This is a genomic window from Microbacterium sp. Y-01 (assembly GCF_003856715.1).
GTDB classification, from domain to species: domain Bacteria; phylum Actinomycetota; class Actinomycetes; order Actinomycetales; family Microbacteriaceae; genus Microbacterium; species Microbacterium algeriense.
In genome coordinates, this window is record NZ_CP024170.1 from 409,200 (window position 1) to 427,794 (window position 18,595).

18 protein-coding genes are annotated in these 18,595 nt (G+C 70.1%); 11 read left to right on the forward strand and 7 right to left on the reverse strand.

Annotation, left to right across the window (positions count from 1 at the left end):
- The first annotated feature begins 31 nt into the window (after positions 1-31).
- The gene (locus CSX12_RS01950; RefSeq protein ID WP_124894661.1) at positions 32-790 is read left to right on the forward strand and encodes a glucose 1-dehydrogenase; all 759 of its coding nucleotides are present in this window, start codon (positions 32-34) and stop codon (positions 788-790) included.
- A gap of 180 nt (positions 791-970) precedes the next feature.
- Entirely contained in the window at positions 971-2,491 is a 1,521-nt protein-coding gene (locus CSX12_RS01955; protein ID WP_124894662.1) for an SDR family NAD(P)-dependent oxidoreductase, read from the forward strand.
- 10 nt (positions 2,492-2,501) lie between these two features.
- On the opposite strand, the gene CSX12_RS01960 is transcribed toward CSX12_RS01955, so the two are convergent.
- Positions 2,502-2,840, reverse strand: coding sequence for a helix-turn-helix domain-containing protein (locus CSX12_RS01960; protein WP_124894663.1), 339 nt, complete (start codon positions 2,838-2,840; stop codon positions 2,502-2,504).
- A gap of 77 nt (positions 2,841-2,917) precedes the next feature.
- Here CSX12_RS01960 and CSX12_RS01965 point away from each other — a divergent pair, with 77 nt between their 5' ends.
- A complete protein-coding gene (locus CSX12_RS01965; RefSeq protein ID WP_124894664.1) occupies positions 2,918-3,574 on the forward strand; it encodes an NAD(P)H-dependent oxidoreductase in 657 nt (218 codons plus the stop codon).
- A 149-nt stretch (positions 3,575-3,723) separates the two neighbouring features.
- On the opposite strand, the gene CSX12_RS01970 is transcribed toward CSX12_RS01965, so the two are convergent.
- On the reverse strand, positions 3,724-4,788 hold the full coding sequence (locus CSX12_RS01970; protein ID WP_124894665.1) for a HAMP domain-containing sensor histidine kinase: 1,065 nt from the start codon (positions 4,786-4,788) through the stop codon (positions 3,724-3,726).
- Positions 4,789-4,801: 13 nt separating this feature from the next.
- Positions 4,802-5,473, reverse strand: coding sequence for a response regulator transcription factor (locus CSX12_RS01975; protein WP_017201892.1), 672 nt, complete (start codon positions 5,471-5,473; stop codon positions 4,802-4,804).
- An 87-nt stretch (positions 5,474-5,560) separates the two neighbouring features.
- Between CSX12_RS01975 and CSX12_RS01980 the strand changes: the two genes are divergently transcribed.
- From CSX12_RS01980 to CSX12_RS01995, 4 genes are read left to right on the forward strand one after another with little or no spacing between them, the layout of a single operon-like run.
- Complete coding sequence (locus tag CSX12_RS01980) at positions 5,561-6,226, forward strand: M15 family metallopeptidase (protein ID WP_124894666.1); 666 nt, start codon at positions 5,561-5,563, stop codon at positions 6,224-6,226.
- Positions 6,223-7,347: an alanine racemase gene (gene alr, locus CSX12_RS01985; protein WP_241160541.1), complete on the forward strand. Its 1,125-nt coding sequence runs from the start codon at positions 6,223-6,225 to the stop codon at positions 7,345-7,347. Before CSX12_RS01980 ends, alr begins: the two co-directional genes overlap by 4 nt.
- A complete protein-coding gene (locus tag CSX12_RS01990; protein WP_124894667.1) occupies positions 7,344-8,294 on the forward strand; it encodes a D-alanine--D-alanine ligase in 951 nt (316 codons plus the stop codon). The genes alr and CSX12_RS01990 overlap by 4 nt, the downstream gene beginning before the upstream one ends.
- Before the next feature lie 42 nt (positions 8,295-8,336).
- Complete coding sequence (locus tag CSX12_RS01995; RefSeq protein ID WP_124894668.1) at positions 8,337-8,726, forward strand: VOC family protein; 390 nt, start codon at positions 8,337-8,339, stop codon at positions 8,724-8,726.
- A gap of 1 nt (position 8,727) precedes the next feature.
- Here the strand turns inward: CSX12_RS01995 and CSX12_RS02000 are convergent, their stop codons facing one another.
- Complete coding sequence (locus CSX12_RS02000; RefSeq protein ID WP_124894669.1) at positions 8,728-11,310, reverse strand: DUF3516 domain-containing protein; 2,583 nt, start codon at positions 11,308-11,310, stop codon at positions 8,728-8,730.
- A 155-nt stretch (positions 11,311-11,465) separates the two neighbouring features.
- Between CSX12_RS02000 and putP the strand changes: the two genes are divergently transcribed.
- Entirely contained in the window at positions 11,466-12,977 is a 1,512-nt protein-coding gene (gene putP, locus CSX12_RS02005) for a sodium/proline symporter PutP (RefSeq protein ID WP_124894670.1), read from the forward strand.
- Between the two features lie 121 nt (positions 12,978-13,098).
- Here putP and deoD read toward each other — a convergent pair whose 3' ends face one another.
- The 3 genes from deoD to CSX12_RS02020 all read right to left on the reverse strand — a co-directional run bounded on the left by deoD (position 13,099) and on the right by CSX12_RS02020 (position 15,656).
- Positions 13,099-13,809: a purine-nucleoside phosphorylase gene (gene deoD / locus CSX12_RS02010; RefSeq protein WP_124894671.1), complete on the reverse strand. Its 711-nt coding sequence runs from the start codon at positions 13,807-13,809 to the stop codon at positions 13,099-13,101.
- Positions 13,810-13,931: 122 nt separating this feature from the next.
- Complete coding sequence (locus CSX12_RS02015) at positions 13,932-14,600, reverse strand: DNA alkylation repair protein (protein ID WP_124894672.1); 669 nt, start codon at positions 14,598-14,600, stop codon at positions 13,932-13,934.
- Between the two features lie 18 nt (positions 14,601-14,618).
- Positions 14,619-15,656, reverse strand: a complete 1,038-nt coding sequence (locus CSX12_RS02020; protein WP_124894673.1) for an FUSC family protein — start codon at positions 15,654-15,656, stop codon at positions 14,619-14,621.
- A 161-nt stretch (positions 15,657-15,817) separates the two neighbouring features.
- Between CSX12_RS02020 and CSX12_RS02025 the strand changes: the two genes are divergently transcribed.
- From CSX12_RS02025 to CSX12_RS02035, 3 genes are all read left to right on the forward strand, one after another.
- Entirely contained in the window at positions 15,818-16,774 is a 957-nt protein-coding gene (locus CSX12_RS02025) for a manganese catalase family protein (RefSeq protein WP_124894674.1), read from the forward strand.
- Positions 16,775-16,875: 101 nt separating this feature from the next.
- A complete protein-coding gene (locus CSX12_RS02030) occupies positions 16,876-17,331 on the forward strand; it encodes an SRPBCC family protein (RefSeq protein ID WP_017201881.1) in 456 nt (151 codons plus the stop codon).
- Positions 17,332-17,447: 116 nt separating this feature from the next.
- Complete coding sequence (locus tag CSX12_RS02035; protein WP_241160542.1) at positions 17,448-18,497, forward strand: hypothetical protein; 1,050 nt, start codon at positions 17,448-17,450, stop codon at positions 18,495-18,497.
- The last annotated feature ends 98 nt before the right edge of the window (positions 18,498-18,595 follow it).

Sequence of the window (18,595 nt, forward strand, 5' to 3'; positions counted from 1 at the left end):
CCTCTTCTGAACGAACCCGAAAGGACACCCCATGCGTCTCGAGAACAAGAAGGCCATCGTCACCGGCGGCGCGGGCGGCATCGGCCGTGCCACGTCGCTCGCGCTCGCCGCCGAGGGCGCTGCCGTCGCCGTCGTCGACCTCGATGCGGATGCGGCCGAAGTGGTTGCGGAGGAGATCCGAGCGGCCGGCGGCACCGCCGTCGCGATCGCGGCTGACGTGGCGAGCGAGCCCGACATCGAACGAGTGATCGCCACCTCTGTCGCAGAGCTCGGTGGCGTGGACGTCGTCTTCAACAATGCCGGGATCATCCGTCGTACCACAGCGGTCGAGACGACCGTGGAGGAGTGGGATCGGGTGTTCGGTGTGAACGTGCGCTCGATCTTCCTGATGTGCAAGCACGTCGTGCCGATCATGGAGGCGGCGGGCGGAGGCTCCATCATCAACACGGGGTCGGGCTGGGGCCTGAAGGGCGGAGGCCAGGCCATCTCCTACTGCGCTTCGAAGGGCGCGGTCGTGAACATGACCCGCGCGCTCGCGATCGACCACGGCCCTGCCGGCATCCGTGTGAACTCGGTCAACCCCGGCGATGTGAACACCGGGATGCTGCGCGACGAGGCCCGTCAGCTCGCGCAGGACACCAATGCGTTCCTGGCCGAGGCGGCCGACCGCCCGCTCCGCCGGATGGGCGAGCCGAGCGAGGTCGCACAGGCGGTGGTGTGGCTCGCGAGCGACGACTCCTCCTACGTCACGGGCTCGGCCCTCGTCGTGGACGGTGGAGGCATCGCGTAGTCGCGGGTCCCGACTGCGGGCGTCGAGTGCACGGGATCTCGACGAGTGCACGACTTCGTCGCGTCGTTAGGCCGTGCGCTCGGCGACGAGCCGTGCACTCGACGACCGACGCCCGGCAACCGACGGCGGGCGTGCTCGGTGCCGGGCGGATGCCCAGGACACTCGCGTAAAATCAGGACAATGACCGACGCCCCCTCCGACGCTGCACCCGACCTCGGACCGGGCATCGACCCCGAAGACCTCGCCACGACGCTGCGCGTGCTGGCCGAGTTGCACGAGATCGACAACGAGCACCCCGACTTCGTCGCCGTGCGCCATGCGACCGCGGCGATGTTCAAGGCCGTCAAGCGCGTGCGGCGCAAGGAGATCCGCGACGCGATCGCGGAGGCCGACAAGGCCGTCGTCGCCCGCACCGCCACCGGGGCGCCGGACCGCATCGACGACGAGACGCGCGGCAACGACCTCGCCACCAGCGTGGTCGACGCCCCGATCGCCGGCGAGCTCTTGAAGCCGCGCAACTGCTACATCTGCAAGCAGCCCTACACGCTCGTCGACGCCTTCTACCACCAGCTCTGCCCGGACTGCGCCCGCTTCAGTCACGGCAAGCGCAACGCCCGCACCGACCTCACCGGCAAGCGTGCCCTGCTCACCGGCGGCCGCGCCAAGATCGGCATGCACATCGCGCTGCGGCTGCTCCGCGACGGCGCCCACACCACGATCACGACCCGGTTCCCGCGCGACGCCGTGCGCCGCTTCTCGGCTCTTCCCGACTCGGCAGACTGGCTGCACCGGCTGCGGGTGGTCGGCATCGATCTGCGCGACCCCGCCCAGGTGATCGGTCTCGCCGACTCGGTCGCGGCCCAGGGCCCGCTCGACATCCTGATCAACAACGCCGCGCAGACCGTGCGCCGCTCACCCGGCGCGTACTCGCTTCTCGCGGATGCCGAGCTGCAGCCGCTTCCCGACGGACCGCTGCCCGAGATGGAGACGTTCGGGCACACGGCCGACCCGCACCCGCAGGCGCTGCAGGCTTCGGTCGACGCGCACCCGCTGCTCTCCGTCGCCGCCCTCGGCGGCACGGTCGCCGAGCAGGGCGGCCAGGCGCTCACGGCCGAAGACCTCGCGCGGCTCGCGATGGCTCCCGGATCCTCCTCGCTCGAGAAGCACGCCGACGGCACCGCGATCGACGCCGGCGGACTCGTGCCCGACGTGAACCGCGTGAACAGCTGGGTGCAGTCGATCGATCAGGTCGATCCGCTCGAGATGCTCGAGGTGCAGCTCGCCAATACGACGGCGCCGTTCCTGCTGATCAGCCGCCTGCGTGCCTCGATGGCCGCGTCCGATGCGCACCGCAAGTACGTGGTGAACGTCTCGGCCATGGAAGGCCAGTTCTCGCGCCGTTACAAGGGCCCTGGACATCCGCACACGAACATGGCCAAGGCCGCACTGAACATGCTCACCCGCACCAGCGCCGGCGAGATGCTCGAGAAGGACGGCATCCTGATGACCGCCGTCGACACCGGCTGGATCACCGACGAGCGCCCGCACTACACGAAGGTGCGCCTCGCGGAAGAGGGCTTCCACGCCCCGCTCGACCTCGTGGACGGCGCCGCGCGCGTGTACGACCCGATCGTGCGCGGCGAGGCCGGCGAGGACATCCACGGCGTTTTCCTGAAGGACTACGAACCCAGCCCCTGGTGAGCGCCTCCGGCTAGTGGGCGCGTTCGGCGAGGTTCGCCGAGGCCCAGCGGCCGAGCTGATCGAGGATCGGCAGGAGTCCCTCGCCGCTGGACGTGAGCGCGTAGGAGACCGCGACGGGAGGGCCGGCGTCGACGGTGCGGGCGACCAGCCCGGCGTCGGCGAGTTCGGCCAGCCGGTCGGACAGCACGGTGTCGCTGATACCGCCCACCGCGCGGCGGAGCGTCACGAAGCTCGAGGGGCCGCCGCCGAGCGACGACACGATCATGCCGTTCCACCGTTTCCCGAGCACGGTGAAGGCCAGGGTGACGGCGGTATCGCACACCTGACGCTCTTCGTCGATCTCGGACATGCGCCCATCCTACCCGTGCTACGTTAACCGATGCCGCTAAGAAAAACCTAGCGACTACGAAAACGAGAGGTAGGCCCATGTCCCTGTTCCGCCTGGATGCCAGCATCCTTCCCGCGTCGTCCGCCAGCCGTGCGCTCGCCGACATCGTCGAGGCCGAGTGGACCGCGTCGCACCCCGACTCCACCGTCACCCGCCGCGATCTGGCGAGCGACCCCGTGCCCGCGACCGCGTGGGCTGATGCCGTGACCGGCGGCTTCGTCGACGAGGCCCAGCGGACCCCTGCGCAGAACGAGGCCCGCGCCCTCGCGACGCAGTTCGCCGACGAGCTCATCGGCGCCGACGCGCTGCTGTTCGCGGTGCCGCTGTACAACTACGGCGTCTCGCAGCACTTCAAGACCTGGTTCGACCTGGCCCACACCGACCCGCGCATCGATCCGACCGGCACCGCCCTGAACGGCAAGCCCGCCACGCTCGTCACGGTCCTCGGCGGCAACTACGCTCCCGGTTCGCCCAAGGAGGGCTGGGACCACTCGACCGGCTGGCTGCGCCGTGTGCTCGAAGACGTCTGGGGTCTCGACCTGCGGGTCGTGCAGCGCCCGTTCACACTGGTCGGCGTCAACCCGGCGCTCGACGCGTTCGCCGACACCGCGCGCGAGCTCAAGGAGAACGCCGAGGCCGACGCCCGCACCTACGGCCGGGAGCTCGCCGCGACGCGCGATCCTCGCGTGGCCTGAGTCTCTCCGTACACCTGTCGGGCGGACGGACGGATGTCGGACCGGAAACCGCGTTCCGGTCCGACATCCGTGAAACCGTCCGACATCCGTGAAACCGTCCGACATCCGACACCCGGCACCCGGCACGGACCCGGCACGGGTGTGGGGGGTCAGGACAGGGCGGCGGGATAGGGGTGCGGGAGCCAGACCGTCACGATGAGGCCGCCCTCCGCGCGGGGCGTGAGCACCAGGGTGCCCCCGTGCGCCTGCGTGATGCGGTCGACGATCGCGAGGCCGAGCCCTGCGCCGCCGTGATCCTCGTCGCGGGTGCGGTCCGCTCCCCGCTGGAACGGCTCCACCAGGGTCGCCACGCGGTGGGCGGGCACCACATCGCCGGTGTTCTCGACGACGAGCGCGACCGCGTGCGGCAGCGCATGCGTGCGCACGGCGATCGAGCCGCCCGAGGGCAGGTTGTGCACGATCGCGTTGACGACGAGGTTCGTGACCAGCTGCGGAAGCAGCGCGGACGACCCGAGCACGGGTGCCGACGCTCCGCTTACCTCCACCGAGACGCCCCGGCGATCCGCGAGCGGCAGCAGGACCTCGACGGCCTCCTCCGCGAGCAGGGACAGATCCAGGACCTCGCGACGGAACGTGCGCTGGTCGGCCTTGCTGAGCAGGAGCAGGGCTTCGGTCAAGTCGATCGCGCGGCCGTTGACCTCCTGCAGCCGTGCGATGAGCGCATCGACGTCGCGGTCGGGGTCGTCCCGTGCGACCTCGAGCATGGCCTGTGTGATCGCCAGCGGGGTTCTCAGCTCGTGCGAGGCGTTGGCCGCGAACCGCTGCTGCTCGGCGACGTGGGCCTCGAGCTGCTCGAGCATCGAGTCGAAGACGTCGGCGAGGTCCCGGAACTCGTCCCGCGGACCGGGGAGCGCCACCCGGTGGGACAGCGATCCCTGGGCCGCGAGCCGCGCCGCGTCGCCGATGCGCTCGAGAGGGGCCAGCATCCGCCCCGCGAGGATCCACCCGCCACCGAGGCCGATCGCGAGCAGGACGATCATCGCGATCGTGACGACGGGAACGAAGGCTCTCGTCAGATCACTCCGGTTGGGGAACACGTTGACGGTGTCGGGGACGTACCTCAGGAGGTAGAGGACGACCACAGCGAGCAGCAGCACCCCGGACACGACGACGACGCCCGCATAGCTCAGGGTCAGCTTGAGGCGGGCGCTCATCCCTGGGCGGCGTCTAGGCATCCGCGTCCGTTCCGATCCGATACCCGACACCGGGCACGGTGAGGATGATCCAGGGCTCGCCGAGCCGCTTGCGCAGGGAGGAGACGGTGATGCGGACGGCGTTCGTGAACGGATCCGCGTTCTCGTCCCAGGCGCGCTCGAGCAGCTCCTCGGCACTGACGACGCCGCCGTCGGCATCGACGAGCACCTCCAGCACGGCGAACTGCTTGCGGGTGAGCGCCACATAGCGGTCGTCGCGGTAGACCTCGCGACGGAACGGGTCGAGACGGAGCCCGGCCACCTCCAGCACGGGGGGCCGCGAACGCTGGCGTCGACGATCGAGAGCCCGCAGTCGCAGCACGAGCTCGCGCATCTCGAACGGCTTGGTCAGGTAGTCGTCGGCGCCGATCTCGAAGCCGCTCGCCTTGTCGTCCAGGCGGTCGGCAGCGGTGAGCATGAGGATCGGGATGCCGCTGCCGGACGCCACGATCCACCGGGCGATGTCGTCGCCGGAGGGACCGGGCACGTCGCGGTCGAGCACGGCGATGTCGTAGGAGTTGATGCTCAGCAGCTCCAGGGCGGTGTCGCCGTCGCCCGCGATGTCGGCGGCGATCGCCTCCAGGCGCAGGCCGTCGCGCACCGCCTCGGCGAGGTAGGGCTCGTCCTCGACGATCAGCACACGCATGGCAGCGATCCTACGCACCTCGGCATATCGGGAGCATATGGAAAAGCGCATACGCCCTCGCAACCGGCGCCCTTCTTCACTGGGAGCATGAACACCCGCACCATCCCCCACTCCTCACGGCGCCGCCGACGCCGCATCGCCGTCGTGCTGACCGCGCTCGCCTCCGCCGTGGTCATCGCGTTCGCCGTGCAGCAGTCGCTGGCTGCGGCATCCGCCGATGCCGTCCAGGAGGGCACGTCCACCGCCCCGCCTCCGGCGCCGTCCGAGCAGATCGACGGCACGGTCATCGCCCCGAGCGAAGCCGACGGGGTGATCCGCGACGGCGACCAGCCCACCGTCTTCGACGTGGACCGGGTGGCGGTCGGCAACCTCGACCCCGCCCTCCTCGCGGCGCTGCAGCGGGCGGCGACCGACGCGGAGGGCGACGGCGTCACGTTCCTCGTGAACAGCGGCTGGCGCTCGCCGGCCCTGCAGGAGCGGCTGCTGCAGGACGCGATCGCCGAGTACGGCTCCGAGGCCGAGGCACGGCGCTGGGTGGCGACCGCGGAGACCTCGGCCCACGTGTCGGGAGATGCGGTCGACCTGGGTCCGCTTCCCACGCTCGACTGGATCGCCCAGCGCGGATGGCGCTACGGGCTCTGCCAGATCTACGGCAACGAGTCCTGGCATTACGAGCTCCGCCCCGAGGCCGTGACCGACGGCTGCCCCGAGATGTACACCGACCCCACCGAAGACCCGAGGATGCAGCCATGACCGCCCTTCTCCTGCCGCCGCGCGCGACGCCCACCCGCCTGCAGGCGCCGATGCTGCGCACCCTGCCGGAAGCCGTCGCGGAGAACGTCCAGCGGGTGCGAAGCCGGACCGCCGTCCCGATCATGGCCGTCGTCAAGGCGGACGGATACGGGCACGGCGCCGCCGCAGTGGCCCGGTCGGCCGTCGATGCGGGCGCCGCGTGGCTGGGGGTCACCGATGTCGCGGAGGGCGTCGCGCTCCGCGATGCCGGACTCGAGGTGCCGATCCTGACCTGGCTCAACCCGGCCGGGGTCGACGCGACGACGGCCGCCCACGCGCGGATCGACGTCGCGGTCGGCTCGGTCGACGAGCTGCGCCGACTGATCGCGGATGCGGCCGAGCCCGTGCGCATCCACCTGCACCTGGACACCGGGATGGCCCGCGGAGGGTGCCCGTTCGGGGAGTGGCCGGAGCTGCTCCGCGTCGCCAGGGCAGGGCGGGGCAGGGTGGAGGTCGTCGGGGTGATGGGGCACCTGCCGCGAGCGGACGAGGCCGACCCTGCAGCGAACGCCGCGGCGGTACTGCGCATGCGTCAGGGGAGGGATGCCGTGCTGCGGGCGGGCTTCGGACCGGTCATCGTCCATCTGGCCGCGACAGCGGGCGCGCTCACCGACCCCGCCACGCACTTCGGCATGGTGCGGATCGGGGCGGGGCTGGTCGGCATCGATCCGTCCGAGACGACCGAGCTGGCCGGAGCGTCGCGGTGGACGGCCCCGGTCGTGCACAGCGCGCGGATCGCGGCGGGGACCGCGGTCGGCTACGGCGGCGACCACGTCGCCGAGCGGGAGACGCACCTCAGTGTGATCGGCGTGGGATATGCGGACGGCATCCCCCGCGAACTCTCACCCGGAGCCGGTGTGGCGATCGGTGGCGTGCGGCATCCGATCGTCGGACGCGTCTCGATGGACCAGATCGTCGTCGACACGGGGCCGGTGATGTTCCCCCGGGGTGAGGTGGCGACCGTGTTCGGACCGGAGGGAGGGCCGGTGCCGTCGATCCAGGAATGGGCCCGGTGGGCGGGAACGATCCCGCACACGATCGTCACGGGCATCGGGAACCGCGTGAAGAGGAGTGCGGCATGACGACGAAGGTGCTGGTCATCGGCGGCGGGCAGAACGCCGAACACGAGGTGTCGCTCGCCTCGGCCGCTGCCGTCGCGGCCGCCCTGCGACTGGGAGACCACGAGGTCACGAGCGTCACGATCGACCGGGAGGGCGTGTGGCGTGCGGACGGCCTGCCGAACGGGGGCACGGTCGCCGACTCGCTGGCGCAGGCTCTTCCCCTGCTCGCCCGCACGGACGTGGTGTTCCCTGCCGTGCACGGCGCGCTCGGGGAGGACGGTGCCCTCGCCGCCCTGTGCGCGCTCGCCGGGGTTCGCGTGGTGGGGTCCGCGCTGCGGGCGGGAGCGATCGGCATGGACAAGTGGGCCACCAAGCTCGTGGCCGCCGCCGTCGGACTCGGCACCGCGCGGGGACGCCTCATCGCGGCCGACGACATCGGCGACGTGGAGTTCGAGGGGGACGTCGTGGTGAAGCCGGTGTCGGCCGGATCGAGCCACGGGGTGAGCCTGGTCACCGAGGAGGATCGGCTGTTGGAGGCGCTGCGCGAGGCGGCGCGCTTCGACCGGCGGATCCTCGTCGAGGAGGTCGTGCGGGGGCGCGAGATCGACGTGGCCGTGCTGCGCGAGAAGGGCGGCATCCGATGGGCGGCCCCTCCGCTGGAGATCCACACCGCCGGACTGTTCGACACCGCGACGAAGTACGACGGCAGCGCACGATTCACCGTGCCGGCGCAGCTCACTGCGGCGGAGAGCACCGCGCTCAAGCGGGCGGCCATCGCCCTGTTCGATGCGCTGGGATGCGACGGCGTCGCGCGGATGGACTTCTTCCTCACCGACGGGGGGCCCGTGCTGAACGAGGTCAACACGATGCCGGGGCTGACCGCGGCCTCGCAGGTGCCGCGGATGTTCGCGGCCGCCGGCGTGGACTACGTCGACCTCGTGGGACGGCTCGTGCGCGCCGCGGTGTGAGAGGGCCTCGACAAGCGGCGGGCGGAGGCGGATGCTGGACCCATGGCAGCTTTCACGACGGACAACGCGTTCAGCGGATTCAGCGTCGACGACATCGATGCGGCGAAGGAGTTCTACGGCACGACCCTCGGGCTCGAGGTGGAGGTCAATGCGATGGGGTTCCTCGATCTGAAGCTGCCTCGCGGCGGCTCGATCCTCGTGTACGCGAAGCCGAACCACACCCCGGCGAGCTTCACGATCCTGAACTTCCCGGTGGCGGACGTCGACGCCGCGGTGGACGAGCTCAACGACCGAGGCGTGCAGACGAAGATCTACAGCGACGACGAGTTCCCGTCCGATTCGCGCGGCATCGTCCGCGGGAACGGCCAGGGCCCGGACATCGCCTGGTTCCGCGACCCCGCGGGCAACGTGCTCGCGGTGATGCAGGCCTGAGCTACAGCCGGTCCACTCCGGTCACCGTGACCACGGCCTGACCGGCCTCGTCCGACGCGGCGAGGTCGACCGTCGCGGAGATGCCCCAGTCGTGGTCGCCGGCGGGGTCGTCGAAGATCTGCCGTGCGGTCCACGCGGTCGGCCCCTCCGTGAGGATCAGCAGCTTCGAGCTGCGGGCGTCCGCGCCGGTCAGGATCTCGTCGTGGTCGGCGAAGTACCCGTCGAGCGCGTCCGACCAGGCTTCGGCGCCGAAAGCCGGATCGAGTTCGGCGAGGGCATCCACGTCTTCCCTCGCCGCGAGCTGCACCCGGCGGAACAGTTCGTTGCGCACCAGGATGCGGAAGGCGCGGATGTTGCTCGTGAGCCGCTTGGGGGCGGGCGGGACGATCGGCTCGTCGGGCGCATGCGGGTCGAAGCGACCGTTGTCGACGCCGGCGATCAGCTCCTCCCATTCGTCGAGCAGGCTGGAATCGACCTGGCGGACGAGTTCACCGAGCCACTCGATGAGGTCGCGCAGATCCTCGTCCTTGAGCTCCTCCGGGATGGTCTGCGAGGCCGCGCGGTAGGCGTCGGAGAGGTACCGCAGCACGACCCCTTCGGAGCGAGCGATCTTGTAGTAGGCGACATATTCTCCGAACGACATGGCTCGTTCGTACATGTCGCGGACGACGGACTTCGGGTGAAGCTCGAAGTCGCGGATCCACGGCTGCGCGGTGCTGAACACCTCGAAGGCGGCGGTCAGCAGCTCGTCGAGCGGCTTCGGGTAGGTGATCTGCTCGAGCAGCTCCATCCGCTCGTCGTACTCGATGCCCTCGGACTTCATCGCCGCGACCGCTTCGCCGCGGGCGAGGAACTCCTGCTGGCTCAGGACGGCGCGCGGATCGTCGAGCGTCGACTCCACGATCGAGATCATGTCGAGCGCGTACGACCCGGTCCCGACCCCCTGGGTCCCTGAGCCTGTCGTCCCCTGGGTCCCTGAGCCTGTCGTCCCCTGGGTCCCTGAGCCTGTCGAAGGGTCGAGCAGCTCGAACGCGGCGAGGGCGAACGGCGACAGCGGCTGGTTCAGGGCGAAGTTCGGCTGCAGGTCGACCGTGAGGCGGATGTCGCCGTCTGGCGTCTTCTCGACGACGCCCGATTCGCGAAGCGTCCGGTAGATGCCGATCGCGCGGAGGGCGAGCTCGCGCTGGCGCTTCCGCGGCTCGTGGTTGTCGTATACCAGTGCGCGCATATTGGCGAAGACGTCGCCGCCGCGGGCGATCACGTTGAGCATCATCGCGCTGGTGATCTGCATGTGCGAGGTCAGCGTCTCGGGAACGGCATCGATGAGCTTGCGGAAGGACGGCTCGCCCCACGACACGAAACCGTCCGGTGCCTTCTTGCGGACGATCTTGCGCTTCTTCTTCGGGTCGTCGCCAGCCTTCTTCACCGCCGCGACGTTGTCGCTCTCGTGCTCCGGCGCCTGGGCGACCACGGTGCCGGCGGTGTCGTAGCCCGCGCGACCCGCACGGCCGGCGATCTGATGGAACTCGCGCGCGTTCAGCTGTCGCATCCGGGTGCCGTCGAACTTCGTGAGCGCGGTCAGCAGCACCGTGCGGATCGGCACGTTGATCCCGACGCCGAGGGTGTCGGTGCCGCAGATCACCCGCAGCAGGCCGCGCTGGGCGAGCTGCTCCACCAGCCGCCGGTACTTCGGCAGCATGCCGGCGTGGTGCACGCCGATACCCGCACGGAGGAAGCGGGAGAGCGTCTTGCCGAACGCCGTCGTGAAGCGGAACTCGGCGATCAGGGCGGCGATCTCGTCGCGCTGCTCTCGGGTGGCGACCTTGGTGCTCGACAGCGCCTGAGCGCGTTCCATCGCGGCGGCCTGAGAGAAGTGCACGACGTAGACCGGCGCCTGCCCGGTGCTCAGCAGGTCGTCGATCGTCTCGTGGATCGGGGTCGTCTCGTAGAAGTAGTGCAGCGGGACCGGCCGCTCGACCCCCGTGACCGTGGCCGTCTCGCGTCCGGTCCGGCGGGTGAGGTCGGCGGCGAGCTCGGTGACATCGCCGAGGGTCGCCGACATCAGGATGAACTGCGCCTGCGGCAGCTCGAGCAGCGGCACCTGCCACGCCCATCCGCGGTCCGGGTCGCCGTAGAAGTGGAACTCGTCCATCACGACCTGCCCGACCTCCGCATCGGCGCCCTGGCGGAGGGCGAGGTTCGCGAGGATCTCGGCCGTGCAGCAGATGATGGGGGCGTCGGCGTTGACGGAGGAGTCGCCCGTGATCATGCCCACGTTCTCGGCACCGAACACGTCGACGAGGGCGAAGAACTTCTCGCTCACGAGGGCCTTGATGGGCGCGGTGTAGAAGCTGCGCACGCCGGCGTTGATCGCGGCGAAGTGGGCGCCGACCGCGACGAGCGACTTCCCCGTACCGGTCGGGGTCGACAGGATCAGGTTGTTGCCCGAGATGATCTCGATGACCGCCTCGTCCTGAGCGGGGTACAGGCGGATGCCCGTCGACTCCGCCCATTCGACGAACGCCAGGTAGACCGTGTCCGCGTCTGCTCCGGCGGGAGGGGCGGCGTCGAGGAGGGAAGGCATGATCCATCGATCATCCCATCCGGCGTCGGGGGGCTCGGCGCCGGAGAGCCCTGGCCCGGTATATTCGCGCGTCGCTCGCTAGGAGGCCGCACACGCCCGTGGCATCATCGACGGACGACCGGACGCGGTGGCCGCACCGCGAAGGAGGGACGACGATGTCTGACCAGATCTACACGTTCGCCGCACTCGGGGTGTACTTCGCGGCGATGCTGCTCATCGGCTGGATCGCCTTCCGGCGCACCGGCGACCACGAGGACTACATGCTCGGCGGACGCAACCTGCCGCCGTGGGTGGCCGCGCTCAGCGCCGGGGCCTCCGACATGTCGGGCTGGCTGGTGATGGGACTCCCCGGCGCGATCTACGTCTCCGGACTCATCGAGGCCTGGATCGCGATCGGCCTCACGATCGGCGCCTACCTGAACTGGCTGCTCGTCGCTCCGAGGCTCCGCGCTTACACGCAGGTCTCCCGGAACTCGATCACGGTGCCGAGCTTCTTCGAGAACCGCCTCCGCGATACGACGCGACTGCTGCGCGTGGTCTCCGGCGTCGTCATCCTCGTGTTCTTCACCCTCTACATCTCCTCGGGCATGGTGGCCGGAGGAGTCTTCTTCGAGAGCTCGTTCGACGGCGACTACCTCACCGGGATGCTGCTGGTCACGGGGGTCACCCTCGCGTACACGCTCTTCGGCGGGTTCCTCGGCGCGTCGCTGACCGACGTCGTCCAGGGGCTGATGATGGTGATCGCGCTGATCGTGATCCCCGTCGCCGCGATCGTCGCGATCGGCGGCCTGGCGGAGACGGGCGAGCTGATCAACGAGGTCGCGCCCGACCACCTCTCGCTGCTCTCCGGAACCGCGCTCACGGGCGGCACCATCCTCGCCATCGTCTCCTCGCTCGCGTGGGGTCTCGGATACTTCGGGCAGCCCCACATCATCGTGCGCTTCATGGCGCTGCGCTCGCCGCAGGAGGCCAAGAGCGCCCGGCGCATCGGCATCTCGTGGATGATCGTCTCCCTCGGCGGCGCGGTGCTCTCGGGTCTCGTCGGCGTCGCCTACATCGCCAAGACGGGCGTCGATCTGGCCAATCCGGAGACGGTCGTGCTGCTGATGTCGCAGACGCTGCTGCATCCGTTCGTCGCCGGGCTCGTGCTGGCGGCTGTGCTCGCCGCGATCATGAGCACGATCTCCAGCCAGCTGATCGTGTGCTCCTCGGCGCTGGTGGAGGATCTGTACGGGGTCTTCCGGCGCACGCCGCCGTCGCAGAAGACGCTCATGCTGATGGGGCGACTCGGGGTGCTCGGCGTCGCGATCGTGGCGGCGGTGCTGGCGATCACCCCGAACGACACGATCCTCGGGCTCGTCTCCTTCGCGTGGGCGGGGTTCGGAGCCGCGTTCGGCCCGGTCATCCTGCTGAGCCTCTACTGGCGCAAGCTCACCAACTGGGGCGCTCTGGCGGGGATGTTCGTCGGCGCGGCGACCGTGTTCATCTGGAAGGCACTGGATACCGGGCTCTACGAACTGCTTCCCGCCTTCGTGTTCGCCCTGATCGCTGCGGTCGCCGTGAGCCTGGTGACGTACCGGCACGACGACGAGATCCAGCAGGAGTTCACGGACACCGGGGCGATGGTGGCGCTGCCGCGCCCTCATGCCGTCGGCGACACCCCCTGATCCGCGTCCCGCCGCGCCTTCGCGCCTGTCGAGCTCAGGCAATCCCGCCGCATCAGGCGACTTTCGTCAGCATCCGCCTGATGCGGCGTGATCGCCTGATGCCGCGGGGCGGCGGGATGCGTCAGGAGGTGGCGGCGCGCAGCGCGATGCGGATCATGTCGCCGAACGTCTGCTCGCGCTCCTGCGCGGTGGTCTCCTCGCCGGTGACGATGTGGTCGCTGACCGTGCAGATCGCGAGGGCGCGGCGACCATGGAACGCCGCGAGCGTGTAGAGCCCGGCGGCCTCCATCTCCACGCCGAGGATGCCGTGCCGCACGAAAGGCTCCGTGAGCTCGGGGCGGGTGCTGTAGAACTGGTCGCTCGAGAACAGCTGTCCCACGTGCACGGTCGACTCGAGGGGCTCGGACTCGCTCGCCTCCACCGCGGCCCGCAGCAGCGAGAAGTCGGCGACGGGGGCGAAGTCGAGTCCGTGGAAGCGCACCCGGTTGATGCCCGAGTCGGTGCTGGCGCCGTTCGCGATGATGATGTCGCGGATCTTCACCCGCTCGGTCAGGGCGCCGCACGAACCGACACGCACGATGGTCTGCACGTCGTACTCGGTGAACAGCTCGTTCGCGTAGATCGCCATGGAGGGCTGCCCCATGCCCGAGCCCTGCACGGAAACGCGGTGCCCCTCCCAGGTGCCGGTGAAGCCCAGCATCCCGCGCGTCTGGCTGTACAGCTCCGCGTCGTCGAGGAACGTCTCGGCGATCCACTTCGCCCGCAGCGGGTCGCCGGGGAACAGGACGATGGGGGCGATCTGACCGGGTGCGGCGGCGATGTGCGTGCTCATGGCTTCAGCGTAGCCAGGTCCGCGTGCGCCGACTCAGGCGATGCAGCGGGATCAGGCGGATACGCGGGAGAAGTGCCTGATCCGGCGCGAATGCCTGATCCCGCGGGGGATGCCGCGCGTGCTCAGCCCTCGCGGCGGCGGACGATCTCGCCGATCCACAGCGGCGCGAAGGGCGAGGTGCAGCCGGGTGCGGTCGGGTAGTCGGCGAGCACCTGCAGCCGCTCGCCGATCTCGAGCGCTCTGGTGCGGAGCTCGGGATGGAAGATGCCGATGTTGGCGAGGGTCTCGTTCATCGCCCACTGCAGCCGCGACGGCGCGTCCTTCAGGTCGCGCTCGATCAGGTCCAGCAGGTGCGGGAGGTCGAGGCCGGCGGAGTCCTTCGTCACGCGCACGGTCGTGAGCGACCAGGCGGCGGCCGCGACGGTCGGATCGGCGTCGTCGAACCAGCGCAGACGCAACTCCTCCGCGTGCGGGCTCTTCTTGAGCACGTAGTTCACGAACCAGTCGTCGACCTTCGGCGGGAGGGGCTCACGCAGCATCGCGTCGAGCTCGTCCGCGGTGAACGCCCGCGGAGTGCAGATCAGCAGCGCCAGCAGCCGGGCCGGAGTCTCGCCGGTCGCCCACAGCTCCCGGGCGAGCGGCTGATCGGTCTTGATCCGCTTCGCCAGCGCCCGCAGCCTGCTCAGGTTCATGCCGTGGTCGTCGCCGCGCTTCTCGTTCGCGGCGCGCATCTTGGGGTCTTCCAGCGCTGCGAGCTCGCCCAGCGCCTCGGTCACGGTCATGTCCGCCATGCCACCAGCGTAGGACGGTCAGTCCTCGTCGAGCAGCTCGCCTCTGATCCGGCGCAGGTCCTCCATGAGGGAGCCGATCAGGATCCAGTGCTGCGAAGACGGCGGCCGGATCACGAGCGGAGCCGTGAGCGCGGGGATCGCGGAGGTCATGGCCTCCGGCTCCGGTGATGCGGCGGCGATCTGAACCGCGAGGCGGACATCGTGCCCGGCGCGGCGCAGCTGCTCGGCGATGGCGGCGACCGCCGGCTCCTCGCCGATCGAGTCGTCGTAGTGGTCGAAGTAGGCGCGGGTCATGCCGATCGTCTGCGTCACGATGGGGGAGAGCCGGTCGAGCAGCGCCCGCATCTCCTTCAGGTCGGCCCGGTGCGTCGAGCGCCGCGGGTTCAGGGTGAGCGACTCCTCCCCGGCGGCGATGGATGCCTCCGCCGCGTCCTTCATGGGGCGCAGCAGTCGCACCTCCAGCATCAGCTCCTGCAGCCGCGCCGGCGTCTGGGGTTCGGGCAGCGCGTCGGCGAGGCGGTCCAGGCTCGCCGCGAGTTCCCGCCCCAGCAGGCCGACGTCCCGGCGTGCCGGCTCGACCAGCACGGGCGGCACGATCAGGGCGTTCACCACGATGCCGATCACGACGCCGATCAGGGTCTCCACGATGCGGGCGAAGGCGTACTCCGGACTCGACGAACCCAGGGCCAGAACGAGCATGGCCGAGATCGCCACCTGGTTGCCGGTTCCCGGCGATGCGCGGAAGATCCAGGCCACGAGCATCGCGACCACGATCGCGAGCAGCACGATCCAGCTCGGCGACCCGAGCAGCAGGCCGAGAGCGACGGCGATCACGACGCCGACGATCACCCCGATGCTGCGCTCCAGGGCCTTCGACAGCGACTGGTTCACGCTGGGCTGCACCACGAGCAGCGCCGCGATCGCCGCGAAGACCGGCAGCTGCGCGGGGAACACCCACCCTGCGATGAGCCACGCGGCGATCGTCGCCGCGGCGGACTTGACCACCTGCAGCAGCGGGGAGCGCTTCGAGGCGCGGATCGCGGCGGGGATGCGCATGTCCTCCACGGTAGTCCCGCCGGTGCGACGTCGCCCACGCCGGAGCGGAGCGCCCGCGGCGGGGCATGATACGCGCCGCGGCGTATGCCGTCCATCGGGGTGGTGGATCGGCGGCGGGGGCACAGAGTGGGCCGTTCATCCCCGACGCCGAGGAGGCCGACATGTACTTCCATCTGCAGCAGCTCATCAACGAGATCGAGCCGGACGAGCCGGATCCCGCGGCGGCGAACGCCCTGCAGGAAGGGCTGGGAGGGCAGTTCGGCGAGATGCGCACGATGATGCAGTACCTCTTCCAGAGCATCAACTTCCGCGGCCCAGCCGGCAAGCCCTACCGCGACCTGATCCAGGGGATCGGCACCGAGGAGATCAGCCACGTCGAGCTCATCGGCACCACCATCTCGCGCCTGCTCGACGGCTCCCCCGCGTATCAGGGCAAGAAGGACGCCCCGGTCGACGCTCCCGGAGCCGGCGGCGCTGTCCCGCTGGAGATCGCCCTCGACCACAGCAACATCCACCACTACCTGGTGGGGGCGCAGGGCGCGCTGCCGGTCGACGCGGCGGGGAACCCGTGGATGGGCAGCTACGTCTACAACTCCGGCAACCTCGTGCTCGACCTGCTCTACAACCTGATGCTCGAGTCGACCGGGCGCCTGCAGAAGTGCCGGCTGTACGAGATGACGGCGAACAAGACCGCGCGCTCGACGATCTCGTACCTCATCGTCCGCGATCAGGCGCACGAGAACGCGTACGCGAAGGCACTGGAGACGCTCGGTGTGAACTGGCGGACCAGCCTGCCCATCCCCAAGACGAACGCCGAGAGCTTCCCCGAGGTCAAGCGCCTGCTCGATCTGGGGCTGCAGAGCAAGCAGTACTCGTTCGATCTCGACGACAGGTCGGAGGCCGGTCGCATCTTCCAGGGGATGTCCCCGTCGGGAGACGGCACGCATCTGGTCGCCGACGAGCAGGCGCCCGAAGGTGTGCCGTCGACGATCGCTCCTGAGCGTCCGGAGGAGTTCTCGCCCGGCGCGGACGCCGACCTGCAGGCCCTCATCGAGGCGACCGCCGAGATGGAGATGGCCGACATCGATGCGACGTTCGGTCGGATGTCGACCAGCTGAGCACATTCGCGGGATCGGCGGCGGATGTCAACCCCGTCGCCGATCTTCGCGATCACCGGCTGAATGGAACCACACGAACGACGAACAGTGAGGAGCATCCCATGGTGCAGATCATCGAGACCATCGACGTCGACGTTCCCGTCCGCACGGCATACAACCAGTGGACGCAGTTCGAGAGCTTCCCCAAGTTCCTCGACGAGGTCGAGTCGATCACCCAGATCGACGACACGCACACGCACTGGAAGGTGAAGGTCGGCGGCGCGACGCGCGAGTTCGACGCCGAGATCACCGAGCAGCACCCGGACGAGCGGGTCGCCTGGAACAGCGTCGGCGGCGAGACGGAGCACGCGGGGGTCGTGACCTTCCACAAGCTCACCGACACCTCCACGCGCGTGAGCGTGCAGCTGGACTGGGAGCCCGAGGGGCTGCTCGAGAAGCTCGGCTCACTGGTGGGTGCGGGATCGCACGCCGTGAAGAAGGACCTGGAGAACTTCAAGGAGTTCATCGAGGGCCGCGGTGTCGAGACCGGCGCCTGGCGCGGAGACGTGGACGCCTGACCGGAGATCAGATGCAGAGAGGGCCCGACGGCAGTGCGCCGTCGGGCCTTCTTCGTGCGGCAGGGGGGTCAGAGGAAGGGCTTCCCGCCGTCGGGGGCGCGTGCTTGCATGGGCGCATGGACCGGGATGAGCGGTTGCGCGCGGAGACGACGGCGGTCTGGGCGACCGTCATCTGCTTCGTGCTCGGCGCGGTCGTCGGCGGGCTTCTCCTGCGCGGCGATGCGCGTCCGCTGACCGGCGAGGCATCGCTCGCCGTGCCCGCCGCGACGGTCGCCGGTGCCGTCGCCGCCGCCGCGTTCCTCGCGAGCACGCTGATGCACCGCCGTGGGGAGACGACCCCGATGCCGCGGTGGCAGGCGGTGGTGTCCGACCTGTCGACCGGTGCGGTGACCATCGCGTTCGGCGCGGTCACCGCGGTGGGTGTGCTGCTCGCCGCGGAGGTTCTGTCGGCCGGGCTCGAAGGGCTCCGGCTCGCGGCGGTCGGCGGCGGGATCCTGACCGGCGTGGCCTCCGCCGTCGGAGGACGCTTCGCCTTCGGAGCGGGCGTCGAGCTGAGGACCGCCGACCTCGCAGCGCTCCTGTTCGGGTTCCTCGTGATCGGCACGCTGTTCGCCATGGTCACCGCGGCGGATCCGCGCTGGTGGGAGGCGAACTTCTCCCAGCTCGGGGTCGGCTGGGCGTTCAACGGCACCCTGGTCGTGGCGGGACTCCTGGTCGCGACCGTCGGCTCCTACATCGGCCGCGATCTGCACCGGTTGCTCGGCGACGGGGCTCTCGGGCGCGTGGCGGCGGTGGTCGCGCTGTGGGCGGTCACGGGTCTCGCGCTCGCCGCAGTCGGACTGCTGCCGCTGCACCGCGTGCCGGTCCCGCATGACATCGCCGCGTTCGCGAGCCTGGTGCTGTTCGTCGCGGCCGCGGCGTGGACGACCTCCGTGGTGCCGGACACCCCGCGCGCGCTGCTGCTCACCTCCGTCGGGGTCGGCGTGCTCGTCGCGGTCGCCGTGCTGCTGTGGATCCCGTTCGGTCTGTACTCGGCCACCGCGCTCGAGGCCGTGGTCGTGGGACTCGGGCTGCTGTGGATGGCGACGCTGGTCCGGGTGCTCGCCATCCTCACTCCGCCGCAGTCGCGGCCCTCCGCCCGCCGCACGCTGCGGTCGCACGCGTGAGGTCAGGCGATCACGCGGGATCAGGCCGTTCGCGCGTCCACCCGCCTGATGTGGCGTGACCGCCTGATTCCCGGTGGCATCCCTATGGGGAGAGCTCC